This is a genomic window from Bacillus sp. DJP31 (assembly GCF_049310945.1).
In the GTDB taxonomy this organism is placed as follows: Bacteria; Bacillota; Bacilli; order Bacillales; family SA4; genus Bacillus_BS.
In genome coordinates this window covers 16,380-34,469 of sequence record NZ_JBMERO010000017.1, presented here as the reverse complement: position 1 = coordinate 34,469, position 18,090 = coordinate 16,380, and the positions used below count along the sequence as shown (strand labels likewise).

Below are 18,090 nucleotides of genomic sequence, written 5' to 3'. Positions count from 1 at the left end.
TTGAAACTGCTTTATACATTTTTCCATCCCAAGGTCCAACTGCGCCATCTTTTACCAGACAGGTACGCCTTTTCTTAAGAGCTCCCTTCAAAAAACTGTTTGGTTATTGGATTAAAATAAACAATCTTGCTTTTTATCATACCTCTGAATTCTATATTTATTGAAAACTCTAATATAGGGATAAAATATAATATCGCATTATCCAGATTGACTTCCGTTTGACCGTTGTATTTAGTATGAATTTCCTGCAATTGTTTATCTCTTTCCAGTATAATTGTATCGGATTTTTCCGTGATTTCTCGTTTCTTCTCCTCACTTAATCCCATTCGGCTAGCCCGTTTATCATTTTCATGCAGTAACTCTGTATAATAGTCTGTGATTCTAGTAACATCTTTTTCTAATGCAACTGGATTGGAGTAATTATTTTGTTCAACTGATTGTTTTAAATAGGTTGTTGTGACATTTAACGCATTTGATAAATTAATTGGGACCGGGACTGGGTAGGGGTAAAGTGATTTGTTTTTATAAGTGATTCGATTTTGTTCTTTTTTCATAATCGAACTAATTTTGTTTGTTAATAAGTTTATCCAAACTTGTTCCGATGTTTCTATTTTTTCCTCCGCTAGATAGGTTATTTGATATTGGAAAACGGCCCATACGCCAAGAACGGGTCTTTCGTTTTCAACGCTAATCTTACCCGATTCATTCTTTAGAAAATCTGTGATCTTCTTTATAGAATTCCCTACCTCTAAGCGCTCAACCTCTGCGAAACGCAAGGAACTTACTGCTTGTCTGTGAAGAATAGCCAGTAATTGTTCTAAAATAAAACTACCAAAGGTAACGAATTCCGCCCCCGGATTTTCCTGTGCTACTTCAAAATCAAAGGCAAGCATGATTTCTGATTTATTTTGAAAATAATGTGTGTATTCTTCGGGAATTAGTACACTACACAAAGCATATTCAATTGGCTCTACTAGCCCACCTAGCTCTTCAAAAATCTCGGTGACAAACTGCTGTAACTGCATCATACACCTCCATTACTTGTGGATAATATACCCATTTTTAAAACAAGTGATCGTCTAGTTGCTTTTGCTTAATCATCTTTTGTTTATTCTCAAGTAGGTTTTGGCCAATTTGGTCAAGTTCTGATTGAACATCTTCAATCGATTCCGCATTAACCCATGCATTCATAACCAAATCCGAAAAATCTTCTTTTTCCTCAATATCACCTAAAATGGCATCCACCTCACCGACGACAAGTTCGAACATATTAATTTTCCGATCCAATAAGTCTAAAATATAATACTCAATCGTGTCTTTAGAAGTTAGATTATAAACAACAACATCCTTTTCTTGCCCAATACGGTGAATTCGTCCAATCCGTTGTTCAATGGCCATAGGATTCCAAGGCAAATCAAAGTTTATCATCCCATGACAGAATTGTAGATTTCTACCTTCACCACCGACTTCCGTGCTTACTAAAACGTCTGCCTTTTCTCTAAAGAAAGTGACTTGTTCTTCTTTCTCTTTTCGGCGTAATCCACCATGAAATTCAGCCACTATAAACCCTCGTTCCTTCAACAAATTACTTATATAGGCTTGGGTCGAAGCGAACTTAGTAAAGACAATCATCTTATCTTTAAATTCTGTTAAAATAGATACAAGCTCCTCTACTTTCGCATTCGACTGCTCTTCATTTTGGGCAATTGTTTTAGCTCGGTCGAGAAATTTTTTCATCGCCTTTACGTCAAAATTAGATAACTTTTCATTAGAACTTAATCTCTCTAATGAGGGAATGATTGCTATAATGGAGCTTCCTATCTGTTCTTGAAGATTTTTAAGCATAAACCGGTTCAGAACTGGATGCTGCACTTTGTATTGATTGCGAATAAACTTACTCAAATCATCATATAAATCCTTTTCCTGTTTTGAAAGAGCAACAGTCCTTGTATAAGCAGATCTCTTGGTAAACTTGACATCGACATTACTTCGTTTATTGCGAATCATGACATCTGCTAACAAGTTTTTAAGTACACCAGCATTTTTAACTTCAATTCCATCCTTACTTTCAACAAAATTCTTCTTAAAATAACTATAAGTTCTTAATTGTCCTGGTTTTAATAGCGTGATTAAATTGTACAGTTCCTCAAGATGATTTTGAACTGGAGTGGCGGTTAGCAAAAAGATATATTTCTTATTAATTCCATTCACAAACTGCCATTTTTGTGTGGTCCTGTTTTTTAAATGATGGGCTTCATCGACGATAATTAAATCGTAATGTTGTTCAAAAATAGCTTCACGATGGTTTCTCCGTTTAGCTGTTTCTATGGAAGCAATCACCTTTTGATGATGCCCCCAAGCACTATCACCCATTTTTTTGAAATCCGGGTGATCTGAACGAATAAAGTCTTGATTGAACTTCCTTTTCATTTCATTTTCCCATTGTCCGACAAGAGATGGGGGCACAAGAATTAAGATTTTTTTCACCAAGCCGCGCATAACATATTCTAACATCGTTAACCCAGCTTCAACGGTTTTACCAAGTCCCACTTCATCACTTAATAAAACCCTCCCCTTGAAACGGTTGATTACCGATTTCACTGTATTGACTTGGTAATCAAAAGGTTCTATTTCACGCACATAAGGTAGGCAGATTAACTCATTATGACTCGGAACACCCTTAAATACTTTTGCATTTTCATAAAGTTGGAACCATTTATCGGGAATGTTTGTAAAACTCACGATTGATTCCAATACTTTATTTGCATGTTCTTTATTTCGAAATTCTGAAATAAAAGATTCCGCTGGAGAATTGATTGGAGCACTTACTTTTATTTTATTATTTTCCATATATTCAATTGTTAAATATTCGGTTGTATACTTGGCGAAGAAACCTTTTATTCCTCTACCTTGCAAAAGTCCCTCTTCCCAGTTAATCGAAAATTTTCTAGTAATCCCTTGATCATTTTCCATCTCAAATAATTGGTCAGAAATATCTGCTTTTTTAAAAAAATGGATCAATGACGCATCCATTTCAATTGAGTTTAAATCAAGTAACTCTTGATTTAACTTAAAAAGATACCTTTCCAAAATAAAGTCACCCACTTTGTAGTCTACTACCTTTAGTATTCATATTTTACCATTAATTTTTAATAATTTCGACAAAATAATGATACCTATCACTTTCGAAGTTCGTATGTTGTTTGTCGATAAAATAATAGATAACTAGACATGATACATGTGATCTGATCCTTCCTTTTACATAAAAAATAGACACCATTCTTTTAAAGTAATTGGGATCTAACCATATAAACACGCCACCAAAGAAAGTGGTCTGTCCCTCACTCAACTAAAGCATTAACGCACTTGGGTTCAGGCACCAAATCCTTTAGTAGAAAGGCAAATCTCTACAGCCTTCGCGGAATCAATTAAGCTATTAAACAAATAAAATTTATTTACTCACATTGGTTTAGCGCCGCTAACCTAACTTTTAGTTTCGGATCACTAGCATAAATATACAATCCATGAATCCCTCTTTTCATGAGCACATTCAGAGAATTCAAAATGATTTTCTCTTTTACCCCTTCACTATCCTCAAACTCATCTTTGCCCCGATAAGCTTCCGTGTCCTTATAATTTTCTGTTAGTATTTTTAATCCATCACTTTCTTCATCATAAGAGATAGATGGTCCTAAAATGACACCAACATAATTTAGATCAAACCCTTGTATTGTATAAATGGAACCTGCTTCTCTGACTGTTTCAGCTTTTTCAGCCCAGGTATCATTTCCGTAATCACCGTTCCATGGAAGTTTAAATCCTTCTTCTTCAACGTAGTACTCGTTACCATCTTTCTTATGTACATAGTCAAAGGTTGAGACAATTCTAGCTAATCCGTGTTCTTTGTTCTTTTCCTGGATGACATTATACATTTCACCAGCTGAATCAAAGATTCTAAAATCATAATTTGGTTGTTTAGGAATGTCCGTAATCTTCTTTTCTACTAAATAATCTATCCACTGAATCATTTCATTACTTGCTCTCATTCGGAATTGGTTGGTTAGCTTATATGGAACGTCCATATTACATTCCCCTAAAATACTCTGGAGCTTAGCTTCATCCCAGTAGCTTTTCATCTTTAACACTTGCTTATCATCATAAACTGCTATGACGACTTTACTGTGTCTGATAATTTCTTGTAGTTGATTCTCTTCATTAAAATTATTATATCGGTCTGGCTTAGTTAATAATAAGTGTGCTTCATCTACGAAGACAACATCAGCTTTTTCATTCAAGGTTTTACGCTTATTAATAAAACTAGTTGGCTTATCAAAGTTTTTCTTGCTGAGCGCTTTAACATTTCCTGCTATTCTCTTATATGTTTTTAGCATCTCGGAATGGTTTACTAGTAAATAATTCTCCGTTTTAAACAGATCTGAAGACTTTTCCTTTGATAGTTCTTGTAACTTGTTAAAGACAGAACTCAAAACTACACTTTTGCCTACTCCAGCTTCTCCTTTTATTAAAAACACAAAAGTTTTATCATCATTAATATGCTGTTCACATACCTCGATGATTTTTTGTTTGAGCTCAAGTTGTTCTATTGTTAATTCCTTAAATGGAGATAACTTAAAGATATCCTTATTTTCAATGGTATTACTAGAATGATTTACTATTTTCTTTTTAAGCAATTCATTCCATATATCCTTGAATAATTCTTCATTATAGAATTGTTTTTCATAATAATTATGCATCACACTTTTGGACGTCTGGCTCTTATTTTGTAGCTTGTATCGCTCATCTGCCAAGAAGTAATTTATCAACTTTGTTTCGATATTGTATGTAGCAGATTGATTAAACTTCTCATGGATAATCAACGTCATCTTCTCTAATGTTTTTCTCTCATGATTATTGAGATGATCCCTCATACGATTTCTTACAGCAACTGTTTCACCAATATAGACTGTTGTATTATTATTTAAAAAGTAGACAACTGGGTAATCAGCATAATAGTCTTTATTGATACTATCTATTGATGTTTTGGTAAATGGCATTGTTCTTATATCTACTTGGGTCATATGTAGATCTCCTCTACTTGCTAAACTATGAATTTGCTATTAAAACCTCAATTTTTATTGACGGGATACTTTATAGCATTCTTCTCCATCTTTCTATGTACTTCCTCTTCTAAATCAACATCTAACCTATCTGCTAACTGTAAAAGATAAATAAGTACATCAGCCATCTCTTCTTTTATATTTTCCATCGATTCAATAACAGCTTCTTCACTACTTCTCCATTGAAAGTTTTCAAGTAGTTCATTAGCTTCTAAAGAGATAGAGATAGCTAGATCTTTTTCGTTATGATATTCCTTCCAACCTCGTTCGTCTCTGAATTGGAGGATTTTTTGGATGATATCTTTCATTTGATCACCTTGATTTTTCTGTATATTTTTGTAAGTATATTTTATTTTACCATTTGTTTATAGATAAGGAATCACATTTCAGAAAAATAGTCTACACTTCTTCCTAAAACATAAAAAGGTACCGAGTACTATCCAATGAATGGAGAGTGCCTGGAACCAAATATTTAAATTGTATGCAAATAGGTTAAACTATTCGTTTCATACTTAAAATCAGTACACGTTATCTGTTATTCCACGACCTTCCGAACAGCTCCTATCCATTTACTTACAAATCTAACACTTTATTTTCCTTAAATGTTTTTTGACTAACCGAACTATAGGCAGATATCTTATCAAAGGAAATGAATATTTGTTTACCATTACTTTTATATTTTGAAGCTATTTTCTCGACTGCTACATCTGAAATTTGTTTTAGTACAACAGAGTCATGATTAAGATAGGTAATTGAGTTAGCTCCAATACGATTTATTCCAAGTCTTTTTTCGTAAAAAAAAACAATATACAAAAAAAAGGTGCAATCTATGCTTTTTCATTATCATTTTCGGACGCCATTTGTAGAAGAAATGGAAAAATTCTATGTAGAAAATGGGTTTGTCATTTCTCATCGTATAGGAAGATACGAGGGTGACTTCCAAAAGTTTAATCCTCCCTTAAGATGGGATGACTTTCGAGAGAAAAATATCCTTTTTCGAATTATTGAGGCAAGGAAAGGAATTATAAATATTACTTTGGGATACGGAAAAAAGAGAATGTTTAACCATATTGGTTTCTTTGTTTCTGAAAAAGAAACAAACAAATGAAGACATGTGAAAATGCCAATAAACTCAATTGGAAAGTTGATAAAGGAGAACGAAGAACCCTTATTGCAACACCATATAATTTTAGAATGGAGCTTCAAACCAATGAAGAAGTAGTAGACTCCTTGAATCACCAGGTGAAAATCCAAGAATTAAAGTTGGTAATAAAAAAAGCAGGATTAGAAAACAACCTTTTTACTCTGTTCGGAAATTCTACATATAATATTAGCTCAGAAGTTGGAGATGTAGTTACAATCAAACAAGCGGTAATAAAAAACCTTGTTTCATCACCTATTGTTGACCCTAATGGTGTTGAAATTAGAAGTGACCAAGGTTTTTAGATTGTGAAAAAATCTACTTCAACAAAAAACGGTTGCGTTAGTTCAAGAAGCCATTAGTAACAATGAAACGGACTCCCATATAATTAGAAGTCCGTTTATCATAGTAAAAATCAAAATTAAACTTTAACAGAGCCTGATATATAAATAGCTAAGATCCATTTTTCCACTGATTCGTTCCCGCACTATCATCTGTTGTAGCTGACATAAACAATTCAAAGCCATTGCCTACCGCTGCAATTCTTCTCTTTCAAGGTTCCACGCTTCCTTCCTTGCACTTTCATTCCCGATGGTGAAACAAGAATGGAACACACAATTTTTTCTGGTAAAAAAGTTGCTAACCTTAATATGATACCCGCTCCATAAAATGGGGGCCAATAAATGTTACTTTGCTTGCCACTTTCATTTTTATAAATTGATATTCTTTTCGTAGAGATAACTCCTATACTAGTTTTAATTTTTTATAAATACTTATATTCTTCAATTGACATTATTTCCCTTTATTTCGAGAAAACTTTTGGGGACGAGGTGTTGCAACAAGGAGTCATTCCCCCTGTCCGACTTTACATAAAAAGGGAACACAGCCTGAATCCGTTCTGGATTTAGATTTAACTGCGCCCCTTAATTAAAGAGAAACTACTTTTTATTTTTACGTAAATTATTTAACGAAATATAAGGTGAGAGACAACGAGTTAAATCTTTGAGGTACTTTTTGTAGGGGCAAAACAAAGTGGTTCTTTAGATGCTGACTTGTCCAAGAATATGACTTAGCTCATCCCCATCGTTTGTTGAATACGACGAATATCTTTTTTGTTGTCCCAGGTATCCTCTTTTAATAAGTCTTGGCTAATTTCCATTTCCTTAATTTGTTCTTTAAGCATGCCAAAGTCTTTAGCATTTTGGAGCCTAAGTTCACAAATTTCTGCAGTGGTTGCTTCCTGACCCGTTTTTAAAGCACCTAAAATTACACTATGTTCTTTAAGTTGTTCCTTAATCTGATTAAACATTTCGTTATGGCCGGATAGTTTGTGGTTAATCTGCTTAAACATCTCGTTATGGCCGGATAGTTTGTGGTTAATCTGATTAAACATTTCATCATGACCGGATAGTTTGTGGTTAATCTGATTAAACATTTCATCATGACCGGATAGTTTGTGGTTAATCTGCTTAAACATTTCATCATGACCGGATAGTTTGGCATTGATTTGTTGTAATGCAGCAAGAATTTTCTCTTCCATTGTTATCACCTCCCTTAGTTAAAGATTTTATCATAAATTGATACATGTAGCACTTTTTATATCGAGGAGTAATTAGACCGGTTAAAGAAAGAAGTTACAGACTCAATAGGGAAAAGTGAGACGAGGGACCTGTCCCCTCGTCTCAAGATTGATCTGCACTTAGGAGCAGGCGAGCTAACTGTTAATGGAGGTTCGGAGGACTGGGCAAATGGATCATTTGAATACAGCACTGCTAAAATGAAGCCAGAATTCAATTATGATTTAAAGGGGAACACAGGTAATCTCTCCATTGATCAACCAAGCACAAAAAAAATAACTAACTTTACCAATTATCAAAACGAGTGGAATGTAGAACTTTCGAATAATATTCCAATTGATTTGAATATTGATTCAGGTGCGACAGGCACAGAACTAAATCTAGCCGGTCTACAATTAGCAAGTCTAACTATTAGTACAGGGGTAGGAAAAACACTCATTGATTTAAGCGGTGATTGGAAAAATAGCTTCGACGCTAAAATCTCAAACGGAGTGGGTGATACAGAAATTATTGTTCCAAAAAACGTTGGTGTCAAAATAAAAGTTGACAAAGGTATTGGCGGAACAGATATAAGCGGTCTTATTTCACAAGGTGATGGTGTCTATATTAACGAAGCCTACGAGAATGCTCCAGTAAAAATAGACATAGATTTGGACTTTGGTGTCGGCGGGCTCGAAGTTACTGTTGAAAATTGAGGATTATAGATGGGACCAGCTTTGGGGACAACGCTGGTCCTTTTGTTTGGTTATAAACAATAATTATCTTAATGTTTAACACAATTTTTTAAAATCTTCTATTTGAACCGTGATACGGTCATTTTTTTGTAAGAGGGTCCCTGTGAAACAAACAATCATGAAAGTTTAAACATTCGTGTTTGTTCCTGTCCCAGGAACCTATTTTCAATGGGTATTTGTTTGATTAATTTTAATACAATAGGCAACAATAGAATTGAATTTCAAAGAAAGAAAAGAGGCGAATTGGGGAATGCTGTTAAAGTATAAAAACTTTTTTCAGTTATGTTTCTATGGATTTTCTTTGGCAGCATAATTGGTATAGTTGTCGGCTCGACAACCTATTTCCTTTTAGAGATAAACGATTATCTAGGAGACGATATACGATCAAAAAGGGATTGGCTTATCTTCCTTCTCCCCTTTGGAGGAATTATCATAGGATACATATATATGAACTACGGAAAGGTATTTTTGAATAATACTTTGAATGACACTGCTCAACTAAATAATCTAGTAATAGACTCAGTTCATGGAAAAAAAGAGGTTCCGCGGAGAATGGGACCTATCGTCTATTTCGCGACTTTTGTCACCGTCCTTTTTGGAGGTTCAACTGGAAGAGAAGGTGCAGCTGTCCAAATGGGCGGAAGTGTAGCTGCAACGATCAATAAATTATTTAAGGTAAATAGATTTGATAAGAAAATTCTAATTATGAGCGGTATAAGTGCTGGTTTTGGGGCTGCCTTTGGAGCACCTATAACAGGCGCTGTATTTCGGATGGAGATGGCTGCTCTAGGGAGGCTGAAATTTGAAGCACTTGTTCCTTGTCTTACGGCAAGCTTTGTTGGTCACTATGTAACTACAGCAGCTTGGGGACATAAACACGAAGAATTTATAATACAAACCGTACCGGAAATAACTATTATTACATTTATAATAGTTATTCTTCTATCAGTCCTTTTTAGCCTAGTAAGTGTTTTATACTGTCAGTTGAGACATGGGATAGAAAAATTCTCTGAGAAACTTTTCAAAAAAAACCATATGAAAAGAGCCTTTTTTGGAGGTATTGTCATTGTGATATTAACTTTAATAGTTAGTACACAAGATTACAATGGCCGAGGAATACAGATGTTAGAACAATCTTTTACAGAAGACGTTCCACCCTTTGCTTTCTTGGCCAAGCTAATATTTACAGCAGTCACTCTTGGTACCGGCTTTGTTGGCGGTGAAGCCATACCTTTATTTTTCATTGGAGCAACATTAGGCAATAGCTTACACACATTCATCGATTTACCTATGTCATTTCTCGCTTCATTAGGATTAATCGCTGTTTTTAGTGGAGGGGATAATACCCCTATAGCAGCTTTCCTTCTGGCAATGGAGATGTTTGATGGAAAAGGGTTAGAGTACTTTTTTGTTGCTTGTTTAGTCAGCTATCTATTCTCCGGACATCATGGACTATGGTCTTCTCAAAAAATATATGAGCCTAAGAGCAGGTTATATAATACTCTTTTCGGGGAAACAATTGAAAACGTTGAAAAAAAGAAAAATCTTTAGAAAATTAGACGTAACAGCAATATGCTGCCGTTCTATTGTACTGGTTATATAAGACACTCCACTAACGAATAATTACTTACAGAATAATTCATTGGTTTCTTGCCATTACCTTGTATTAGCTTAATTTATCTAACTATTTTTGATCGGAGTATGGTTAATATATTTTTAGCAACATTTGAAAAGAGGAGATATTTTTGGATTTACATTTCATATGGAAAGCTATTGTCGTCGTGATAGGAGGAATCCTGATCTTACGATTAGCTGGAAGAAAATCAATCTCACAGCTCACTGTTGCTCAGACTGTCGTTATGATAGCTGTTGGGTCATTAATTATTCAACCTGTCGGGGATAGGAACATTTGGATTACAATGGTGATTACATTTTTAATGGTAGCTACACTTGTTTTAATTGAGTATATCGTTTTGAAATCGAATGCTCTTGAAACATTAATTTATGGGAAAGGACTTGTAGTAGTTGAAAATGGCCAAATTAATGAAAGCAATTTAAAGAAGCTGCGGTTAACGGTTGATATGCTTGAAGTACGAATGAGACAACAAAACATTCAGCATTTTACTGATTTACAATGGGCTATAATAGAAACGAACGGTCAGTTAGGATATATGTTAAAGTCTGATAAACAATACGCTACTAAAGAGGATATTCAGATGCTGAAATCGCTGATTGAATTAAATCAATCTAATTCTCCAAATGAAACACCAAAAACTAAAACAAGTGTGTCAGATAACATATTCACTGAGGTTAAAAATAGAAAGCATAAAGAAAAACCTAAAGAGTATTTGGATTAACAGTAATGATACGTAGCACATAAAAACGAGTTTTGTTGTCTGTTCACTACATTTAATTTTTCGTACCGAACATCTCTAAAATAATTATGTAAAATCGCGTTAATTTGCCTCGAAATATTTCTATTCTAACATCTTATAAAGATCGCTTCATACTATTTTATTAAATCAATTAATTTCATTTTACAATTAAAAAATCTTTAGTAACCTTTCATTGTATCTTTCGATTAAAATAAAAACCCACAAACACTCCAGTAAAAAAGAGTGCCTGCGGCAAAAGGATCCTGGCCACCGTTATACTGGTGCCCAAGCTTTTTTTATTTATTTTTTCACATCAAAACGATCGGCATTCATTACTTTGTTCCATGCTTTAATGAAGTCGCGAGCGAACTTTTCTTTGTTGTCGTCTTGTGCGTAAACTTCGGCAATTGCTCGAAGCATCGAATTAGAGCCGAACACTAAGTCAAAACGTGTTGCTGTGTGGACTACTTCGCCTGTCACACTGTTTTTGCCTTCGTATTTATTGAACTCTGCTGGCGTCCATTCAATGTTCATATCCAATAAGTTGACGAAGAAGTCATTTGTCAGCACGCCGACAGTATCGGTGAAGACTCCTTCTGTCGCTCCTTGGTAGTTTGCGCCGAATGCGCGCATACCGCCCACCAGCACTGTCATTTCTGGCGCTGTTAAGCCAAGCAATTGCGCTTTATCAAGCAGCATTTCTTCCGGGCTTGTTGAGTACTCCTTCTTTTGGTAGTTTTTGAAACCGTCTGAAACCGGCTCCAACACATCAAAGCTTTCAGCATCGGTCTGTTCTTCGAGTGCATCCCCGCGGCCTTGCGTGAATGGAACTTCGATATCAAAACCAGCTGCTTTTATAGCTTGTTCAAGCGCAGCATTTCCTCCAAGCACAATCAAGTCGGCAATGCTTATTTTATTGTCAGTGCTTGCTTGCAATTTTTCATAGAAGCTGAGCACCTTTTCCAACTCTTCAGGCTCATTTGCTTCCCATCCGCGTTGAGGAGCGAATCGGATGCGCGCACCGTTTGCACCGCCGCGTTTGTCTGAATCGCGGTATGTACTGGCAGAAGCCCAAGCTGTTTTAACCAATTGCTGAGAGTCTAATCCGCTCTCCAGGATTTTCCCTTTCAGTTCATCCAATTCCTTGGACTTTAAAGTGCCAGGTGCTTGTGGTACTGGATCTTGCCAGATCAATACTTCTTCCGGAACTTCTGGTCCCCAATAACGCTCTTTTGGCCCCATGTCGCGGTGGAGAAGTTTGAACCATGCACGAGCAAACACATCTTGGAATTCTTCCATATTTTCATAATAACGGCGGGAAATCTTTTCATACGCCGGATCCATGCGCAGCGCCATGTCTGCAGTAGTCATCATCGTTTTCACTTTAATCGAAGCATCTTCTGCATCAGGTGCCATCTGGTGTTCTGATAGATCTTTTGCAGTCCATTGATATGCACCGGCAGGAGATTTCGTCAGCTCCCACTCGTATCCAAACAATTGCTCGAAATAGCCGTTATCCCATTGCGTCGGATTGGCAGTCCAAGCGCCTTCAATACCACTTGAAATGGTATCGCGGCCTTTGCCGGAACCATACGTGCTCTTCCAGCCAAGTCCACGGTTTTCCATAACGGCTGCTTCCGGGTCGTCACCTACGTTGGAAGGATCTCCAGCGCCATGTGATTTACCGAACGTATGCCCACCTGCGATCAACGCAACTGTTTCTTCATCATTCATTCCCATGCGCGCAAACGTCTCGCGGATATCGACGGCACTAGCAACAGGGTCCGGCTTACCGTTCGGCCCTTCCGGATTCACATAAATCAAGCCCATCTGAACCGCAGCAAGAGGATTTTCCAAATCGCGTTCACCAGAATAACGAGTATCTGCTAACCACTCTTTTTCATTGCCCCAATAAACGTCTTCTTCTGGTGCCCAAACATCTTCCCGGCCTGCACCGAATCCAAAGGTTTTGAAGCCCATCGACTCAAGTGCTACGTTACCCGTTAACACCAGCAAATCGGCCCAAGAGATTTTATTTCCGTATTTTTTCTTAATCGGCCATAGCAAACGGCGTGCTTTGTCCAAGTTTACGTTGTCCGGCCAGCTGTTGAGTGGCGCAAAACGCTGGTTTCCGGTAGAACCACCTCCGCGGCCATCAGCCGTACGGTACGTACCTGCGGCATGCCATGACATACGGATGAATAATCCTCCGTAATGGCCATAATCAGCTGGCCACCATTCCTGGCTGTTTGTCATCAAATCACGAAGGTCCTGTTTTAAAGCATCATAATCCAGCTTCTCGAATTCCGCTTTGTAATCAAACTCTTCCCCTAGCGGATTCGATTTTTTATCATGCTGATGGAGAATATTCAAATTGAGCATATTCGGCCACCAGTCCTTATTTTGCGTTTTGCCTGGTTTGTTCGATGTCGTTATCGCGCTATCGCTGTGCCCGCCTGTTACCGGACATTGTGCATCTCCAGCCGCAGTGTGGCGCTGTTTATCATTGTTATCATGACCATTGTTTTCCATCTTATAAACCCTCCTAAAAATAATTAAAAATAGTAAACTTCTATCTAAAACTATTGTTGCCAACTATTGCTGTGGCAGATAATTATTCTTACATTATAATAATACTAAAGTGGAGATGGACTGAACAAGTAATACGGATTTAAATATGGATAAATCTTTTTTTGTGATGTCCGGATACAGCGAGATTGCAGCAAATCTCTTCTTGGGGAGACTACCGGCAATTTCATTTACTGATGGTCGGTTCCCTGTAAATGAATTAAAAAACATTGGTAATAAAATGAGACTGCTGAAAAAGTCCTTTTTTTAAAAAAAATGTGCTAAAATACCTGTTGATTGTAACGAGAGGATGCACCATTCCCCGGGGTGGGCGGTGAGCCTCCTCGGCGTAAACGCCATGCGCATGGGCCTCACCTGTCCCACCCATCCCGCAGGTGCCCTAGCACATCCGTTCCAATCAACATATACTCCCTAAAACTCCCTAAAATAGCTCATTTTTCGATAGTAACTACTTTTTCAGTGGCCTCTAATAAAATAAGGATGTAGGATTCGAAGAACACGGTGACCTTTTTGTAAACATTGACTTTCGCACTCGCAAAGCATTTTAGAATTATCATCATAAATTATTGTCATTGCTTAAACAAAATATTACAAAGGAGTACGGAACGTTTATTGATGGCTTGTTTTCAGTTAATTATGCATTAGTTAATGGCAAAGAGAGAACACTCTTAGAATATATCTCTATTACATCTCAAGAGAAATTATTCAAAAGTCAGTACATTCAGAGTAAGCCTAACATTACAAAAGATGAAGAGTGCCTGGGTACTTTTTTTAAATAATTATGAATATGGGTAAGACCTCATCCATTTAGACATACAAGTAGATTCAATTGAGGATTATCCTAAACATGAAGATATGTTTTACTTTCGTAAAAGCATCACTATATATAGGAGTCTTCCTAGTTAATGGGAAAACTACGAATCAATTATCCTATTCAAAGGCAATATATAAAATGGTATATGGTATTGAATAACCTAAAGTATCAAAAGTATATTTGATTGATTACATTAAAAAAGTGTACCATCTCTGTCATTTTTTTTACCAGCAGTTGCCTCGTACTACTCTATATCAGCATATAAACCAATAGAAAAATAAGGATTTTTGAAGTGAACAAGCCTAAAACTTCTGCTTATTTTCCCAGGAATTAGGCTTATGGTCTTCCGAAATAGCGCTCGTTTGTGGAATTCATTATTTATTGAATATTGAACAGTACCGTTGTACTGCTTAGCTACCTGTAGCCTTTTCAATTCCTGTGCTTACACCAGCAACGCCAGCGAAGTTGTCTACTTTAATTTCTCTAAATAAATCAAGTTGTTGCAAAGTCCCCCCTCCTTCCATTTTCTGTTTTTTTATCTTTAATGAATCCTTTACTCTTATTAGACGTATACTATTTAAACTAACGAATGGAGATGAAAAAATGGACCTCATTTTATGGATGACTGTTTTGTCCGGTACCTTAATTGCGATATTTGCCGATAATAGAAAATGCACAAAGAAAAAATGGTAAACTCTTCTTTCATATCAATCTAATTTCTCGGTGTTTTTTAGGACTGGGTCATGTATTTTAATTTTCTTTTTTATGTCTTGCATCTTGTTTCCGCCTAATTCCTATTATTAGGGTTCTTTTATTTGGTCTATAATCCATTAGTCTGTTTCGTGTATGAATACTTTCAATACTATAAGTGAAGATTAGTTACTTAAATTTAATGTATCTATTTTACAAAGATAAGAAATTGTTATTGGATGAAGCGAAATTGCAAGAGATCAATCCTCTCTTTCTGTTTCGCTTTTTATGTCTAATATGCATGAAGGAAAAGAACGTAACATTGGGAAATATTCTGTTATAACTTGTTTTACTCTCAGTTCTTTTTTTATCGTCATAAAAAGTACCTCCCGAGAAGTAATTGTTGATATCAACTCTACTATATGTAACTCACTTTGCATTACTATTTATAATTTCAATATTAGGGTTCTTAATCACCATTTAAAGCGGTAGAAAAGTGAACTAATTTTTCAACATGTACAAAAAAATATTCATCTATTTTAAAATCAAAAACGACTCTTTACTTGAAGTGAAGAGTCGTTTTGTATAATTTATTAAGCAGCAATGTTTACATTTTCTTTTTAATTGTTATTTCTAGACACACCAAACGGTTTGCCTACTGGTAAGATTACTTGTCCAAAATGAGTATTTAAAACTGCTGCAGCAGAACCATAAAAAGATAGTAAAGCAATCATTAATTCTGCGATACCCGCTAGCATATATGAAAATTCATACATTATATTAAATGAACTTAATGATAACCCAATAAATAATAAATCAATTAGGACAAAAATAAAAAACAGAACTTTATGAGTGACCATGGCCCCGACTGTCATAAACAAGCTAAAGATTAAGTACCCTACGAATGCAACACCTAATTGCTTAGAATCTGCAATTGCTAGTAAATTTTCACCTAAAGCCCCAGATTGAATCAGCCATGTTGTCCCAACTCCAAACCAGAATAGGCCAAATGCACCAAATGCTGTTGTACCAAATGTATTATTGTGCTTAGCGTCTATAAGTGCTGCGATTAATTGTGCCAGACCGCCTAGAAAGAAAGCCCATGGCAATATTAACGCGGTTCCTTCTGTCAATCCTAATTTTTGTGATGACGCTACAAGGGTTACCATTGCTAATCCAAACAACCCTAGTGCAGAAGGATCAGCTGTTACCACTTTTACGGAAGTATAATTATGATGATTATTCATAAGATGTTAATCCCTCCTTAGTAGTATGATTTACTAAGGTTACATAAATAATCCCTTTTATCTTAATGTGAAATCGGTAAAGAATAAATTTTATTTATCAAAAAAAACGGCAAAATACAGTATCCAATTTTTACAGGATATCAAAAAATAGTGCCAGGCACTATCTGAATTTTGGTGAGTGCCTGGCACCGGTATTTCCCTATAACCTACAAATTTCCTTAGGACAGCCCTCACAATGACAAATACCCTTTAAATAGTCGAGGTCGTATATCACTAAGTAGCCATTTTCAATATCTAGTACATGATCTTTTTTTAGCTGGGCAATCATTCGATTTACAGTCTCTCTAGTTGCGCCTATTAGGCAACCAATATCAGAGTTTGTAAATTTCTCTGTTATTATAATGTATTTATCTTCTACTTTTCCGAACGTATTGGTCATTCTGATAAGAGTTGACGCAAGTGCTCCATTTTTTCCATAAAAAAGGATATCACGAAGTTTTACATGCATTAAACGTTGCATGACACCCATCCATTTCATGAATTCTATCGGAAAATCTCCATTTTTCCATAAAAGGACTTCCAAATCGCTTTGTTGAATAACTCCAATTTGACAATCATGTATAGCTACAGCACTAAAGGTACAGGTGTCTTTAACAAAACAATCGAACTCTCCAAACATATCTCCCTGACCAAAGTAATAAAAGGTTAAATCCTTCCCATCATCAGTCATCTTTGATAATTTAACTATCCCTTTTTTAATGAAATATAATTTATCAGATGGGTCTCCTTCCCAGAAAATATTCGTTCCTGATTCAACTTTATAATCATACATAATATCTTTCATTTTAGTAAGGTTCTCATCAGTAAAATGATTCGTATTGTGTACTTGATTGCTATTTATTGTCATTGGTATCAAACATAACACCGCCTATTACAAAAGTTTTATTCTACTTTTATTATAAGCCAGGGGGTAAATTTAAATAATCAGGGAATCCCCTCATTCCTCCTCTGTTTTATCCCTATTTTTCTCGAAAAAGAAACCCATCTTCTCAAAGCTAGTGTGATTTATCTTACTGCTATAGTTTAAAAAATGATTTATATTTTAAAAAAGGGTGGTTGAAAGGAAGTGGCGATTTGTTAACAGGAGTGATCTTAGCCGGGGGAAAAGATGACAATATTAATGGGACTTTAAAATCATTTTTACCTTTGAACAAAAAAAGGGTATTAGATTACCAGATTAAAGAGATGAAGAAACTATGTAAGGAAATTGTAATTGTTACTAATACACCTCCCTTGTTTCTTTCGAGTGTTTCATCAGATATTCGGATAATTACAGACTTTCATAAGGATAAAGGAGTATTAGGAGGAATGTTCTCTGCATTATCTCTTTCTACACATCCTTATCTTTGGATTGTAGGAAGTGGTATGCCATTTATCTCTAGTAAGGCAGCTAAATATATGTCATCTATGCTAGAAAACTCTGAATACCATGCTATCTTACCTTACGTGAAAGGAGAAACATATCCACTTCATGGAATTTATAGTAAAGGTCTTCTTCCAACATTTGAAGATTTAAAATGGAGTAGTGATTATAATGATGCATTTCACTTCATTGAACAAACCTCTTATTTAGGTATAAGTGAACAAATGTTTCTTAAGAATAGAATTTCACCATCATTCATATATTCGATCAAAAATGAAGATGATTATCGTCTTGCGATAGCCATGAAAGAAAACCGTTCTTAAGCTTAAAGATGCTATTGTGTATTAGAAAGGAATGAAAAAAGAAGACCCAAAACGCGATCT

The 18,090-nt window shown here is 35.7% G+C and carries 14 protein-coding genes; 6 read left to right on the top strand and 8 right to left on the bottom strand.

The annotated features are described in order from the left end of the window. Window positions 1–74: 74 nt before the first annotated feature. The 4 genes from ACOI1C_RS15200 to ACOI1C_RS15185 form a co-directional block, all read right to left on the bottom strand. Entirely contained in the window at window positions 75–1,025 is a 951-nt protein-coding gene (locus ACOI1C_RS15200; RefSeq protein ID WP_422511347.1) for a hypothetical protein, read from the bottom strand. 37 nt (window positions 1,026–1,062) lie between these two features. Beyond that, window positions 1,063–3,090 carry a DEAD/DEAH box helicase gene (locus ACOI1C_RS15195; protein ID WP_422511346.1) on the bottom strand — a complete coding sequence of 676 codons (2,028 nt, stop codon included), beginning with the start codon at window positions 3,088–3,090 and terminating at the stop codon, window positions 1,063–1,065. Between the two features lie 365 nt (window positions 3,091–3,455). Further along, entirely contained in the window at window positions 3,456–5,078 is a 1,623-nt protein-coding gene (locus ACOI1C_RS15190; protein ID WP_422511345.1) for a DUF2075 domain-containing protein, read from the bottom strand. A 47-nt stretch (window positions 5,079–5,125) separates the two neighbouring features. Beyond that, window positions 5,126–5,425 carry a nucleotide pyrophosphohydrolase gene (locus tag ACOI1C_RS15185; protein WP_422511344.1) on the bottom strand — a complete coding sequence of 100 codons (300 nt, stop codon included), beginning with the start codon at window positions 5,423–5,425 and terminating at the stop codon, window positions 5,126–5,128. A 521-nt stretch (window positions 5,426–5,946) separates the two neighbouring features. Between ACOI1C_RS15185 and ACOI1C_RS15180 the strand changes: the two genes are divergently transcribed. Together ACOI1C_RS15180 and ACOI1C_RS15175 are read left to right on the top strand one after the other, a co-directional pair. Beyond that, window positions 5,947–6,225 carry a hypothetical protein gene (locus ACOI1C_RS15180; protein WP_422511343.1) on the top strand — a complete coding sequence of 93 codons (279 nt, stop codon included), beginning with the start codon at window positions 5,947–5,949 and terminating at the stop codon, window positions 6,223–6,225. Next, the gene (locus tag ACOI1C_RS15175) at window positions 6,222–6,563 is read left to right on the top strand and encodes a hypothetical protein (RefSeq protein WP_422511342.1); all 342 of its coding nucleotides are present in this window, start codon (window positions 6,222–6,224) and stop codon (window positions 6,561–6,563) included. Before ACOI1C_RS15180 ends, ACOI1C_RS15175 begins: the two co-directional genes overlap by 4 nt. Window positions 6,564–7,327: 764 nt before the next feature. Here ACOI1C_RS15175 and ACOI1C_RS15170 read toward each other — a convergent pair. Continuing rightward, window positions 7,328–7,798: a hypothetical protein gene (locus tag ACOI1C_RS15170; RefSeq protein WP_422511341.1), complete on the bottom strand. Its 471-nt coding sequence runs from the start codon at window positions 7,796–7,798 to the stop codon at window positions 7,328–7,330. A gap of 105 nt (window positions 7,799–7,903) precedes the next feature. Between ACOI1C_RS15170 and ACOI1C_RS15165 the strand changes: the two genes are divergently transcribed. From ACOI1C_RS15165 to ACOI1C_RS15155, 3 genes are all read left to right on the top strand, one after another. Beyond that, window positions 7,904–8,530, top strand: coding sequence for a toast rack family protein (locus ACOI1C_RS15165; RefSeq protein WP_422511382.1), 627 nt, complete (start codon window positions 7,904–7,906; stop codon window positions 8,528–8,530). A gap of 486 nt (window positions 8,531–9,016) precedes the next feature. Further along, complete coding sequence (locus tag ACOI1C_RS15160) at window positions 9,017–10,120, top strand: chloride channel protein (protein WP_422511340.1); 1,104 nt, start codon at window positions 9,017–9,019, stop codon at window positions 10,118–10,120. 194 nt (window positions 10,121–10,314) lie between these two features. Continuing rightward, window positions 10,315–10,926, top strand: a complete 612-nt coding sequence (locus ACOI1C_RS15155; RefSeq protein ID WP_422511339.1) for a DUF421 domain-containing protein — start codon at window positions 10,315–10,317, stop codon at window positions 10,924–10,926. Between the two features lie 318 nt (window positions 10,927–11,244). Here ACOI1C_RS15155 and katG read toward each other — a convergent pair whose 3' ends face one another. The 3 genes from katG to ACOI1C_RS15140 all read right to left on the bottom strand — a co-directional run bounded on the left by katG (window position 11,245) and on the right by ACOI1C_RS15140 (window position 17,191). Next, a complete protein-coding gene (katG, locus tag ACOI1C_RS15150) occupies window positions 11,245–13,476 on the bottom strand; it encodes a catalase/peroxidase HPI (RefSeq protein WP_422511338.1) in 2,232 nt (743 codons plus the stop codon). Window positions 13,477–15,657: 2,181 nt separating this feature from the next. After that, entirely contained in the window at window positions 15,658–16,284 is a 627-nt protein-coding gene (locus tag ACOI1C_RS15145; protein ID WP_422511337.1) for an acetate uptake transporter, read from the bottom strand. Window positions 16,285–16,483: 199 nt separating this feature from the next. Beyond that, entirely contained in the window at window positions 16,484–17,191 is a 708-nt protein-coding gene (locus ACOI1C_RS15140) for a Crp/Fnr family transcriptional regulator (protein WP_422511381.1), read from the bottom strand. Between the two features lie 209 nt (window positions 17,192–17,400). On the opposite strand from ACOI1C_RS15140, the gene ACOI1C_RS15135 reads away from it, so the two are divergent. Then, on the top strand, window positions 17,401–18,030 hold the full coding sequence (locus ACOI1C_RS15135; RefSeq protein WP_422511336.1) for a molybdenum cofactor guanylyltransferase: 630 nt from the start codon (window positions 17,401–17,403) through the stop codon (window positions 18,028–18,030). The last annotated feature ends 60 nt before the right edge of the window (window positions 18,031–18,090 follow it).

What these genes read in the sequence shown, in the direction of transcription:
- ACOI1C_RS15160 (WP_422511340.1), top strand. Translation starts at nt 9,017, where the DNA reads ATGAACTACGGAAAGGTATTTTTGAATAATACTTTGAATGACACTGCT.
- ACOI1C_RS15145 (WP_422511337.1), bottom strand. Translation starts at nt 16,284, where the DNA reads ATGAATAATCATCATAATTATACTTCCGTAAAAGTGGTAACAGCTGAT.
- ACOI1C_RS15140 (WP_422511381.1), bottom strand. Translation starts at nt 17,191, where the DNA reads ATGACAATAAATAGCAATCAAGTACACAATACGAATCATTTTACTGAT.
- ACOI1C_RS15185 (WP_422511344.1), bottom strand. Translation starts at nt 5,425, where the DNA reads ATGAAAGATATCATCCAAAAAATCCTCCAATTCAGAGACGAACGAGGT.
- katG (WP_422511338.1), bottom strand. Translation starts at nt 13,476, where the DNA reads ATGGAAAACAATGGTCATGATAACAATGATAAACAGCGCCACACTGCG.
- ACOI1C_RS15175 (WP_422511342.1), top strand. Translation starts at nt 6,222, where the DNA reads ATGAAGACATGTGAAAATGCCAATAAACTCAATTGGAAAGTTGATAAA.
- ACOI1C_RS15170 (WP_422511341.1), bottom strand. Translation starts at nt 7,798, where the DNA reads ATGGAAGAGAAAATTCTTGCTGCATTACAACAAATCAATGCCAAACTA.
- ACOI1C_RS15200 (WP_422511347.1), bottom strand. Translation starts at nt 1,025, where the DNA reads ATGCAGTTACAGCAGTTTGTCACCGAGATTTTTGAAGAGCTAGGTGGG.
- ACOI1C_RS15180 (WP_422511343.1), top strand. Translation starts at nt 5,947, where the DNA reads ATGCTTTTTCATTATCATTTTCGGACGCCATTTGTAGAAGAAATGGAA.
- ACOI1C_RS15190 (WP_422511345.1), bottom strand. Translation starts at nt 5,078, where the DNA reads ATGACCCAAGTAGATATAAGAACAATGCCATTTACCAAAACATCAATA.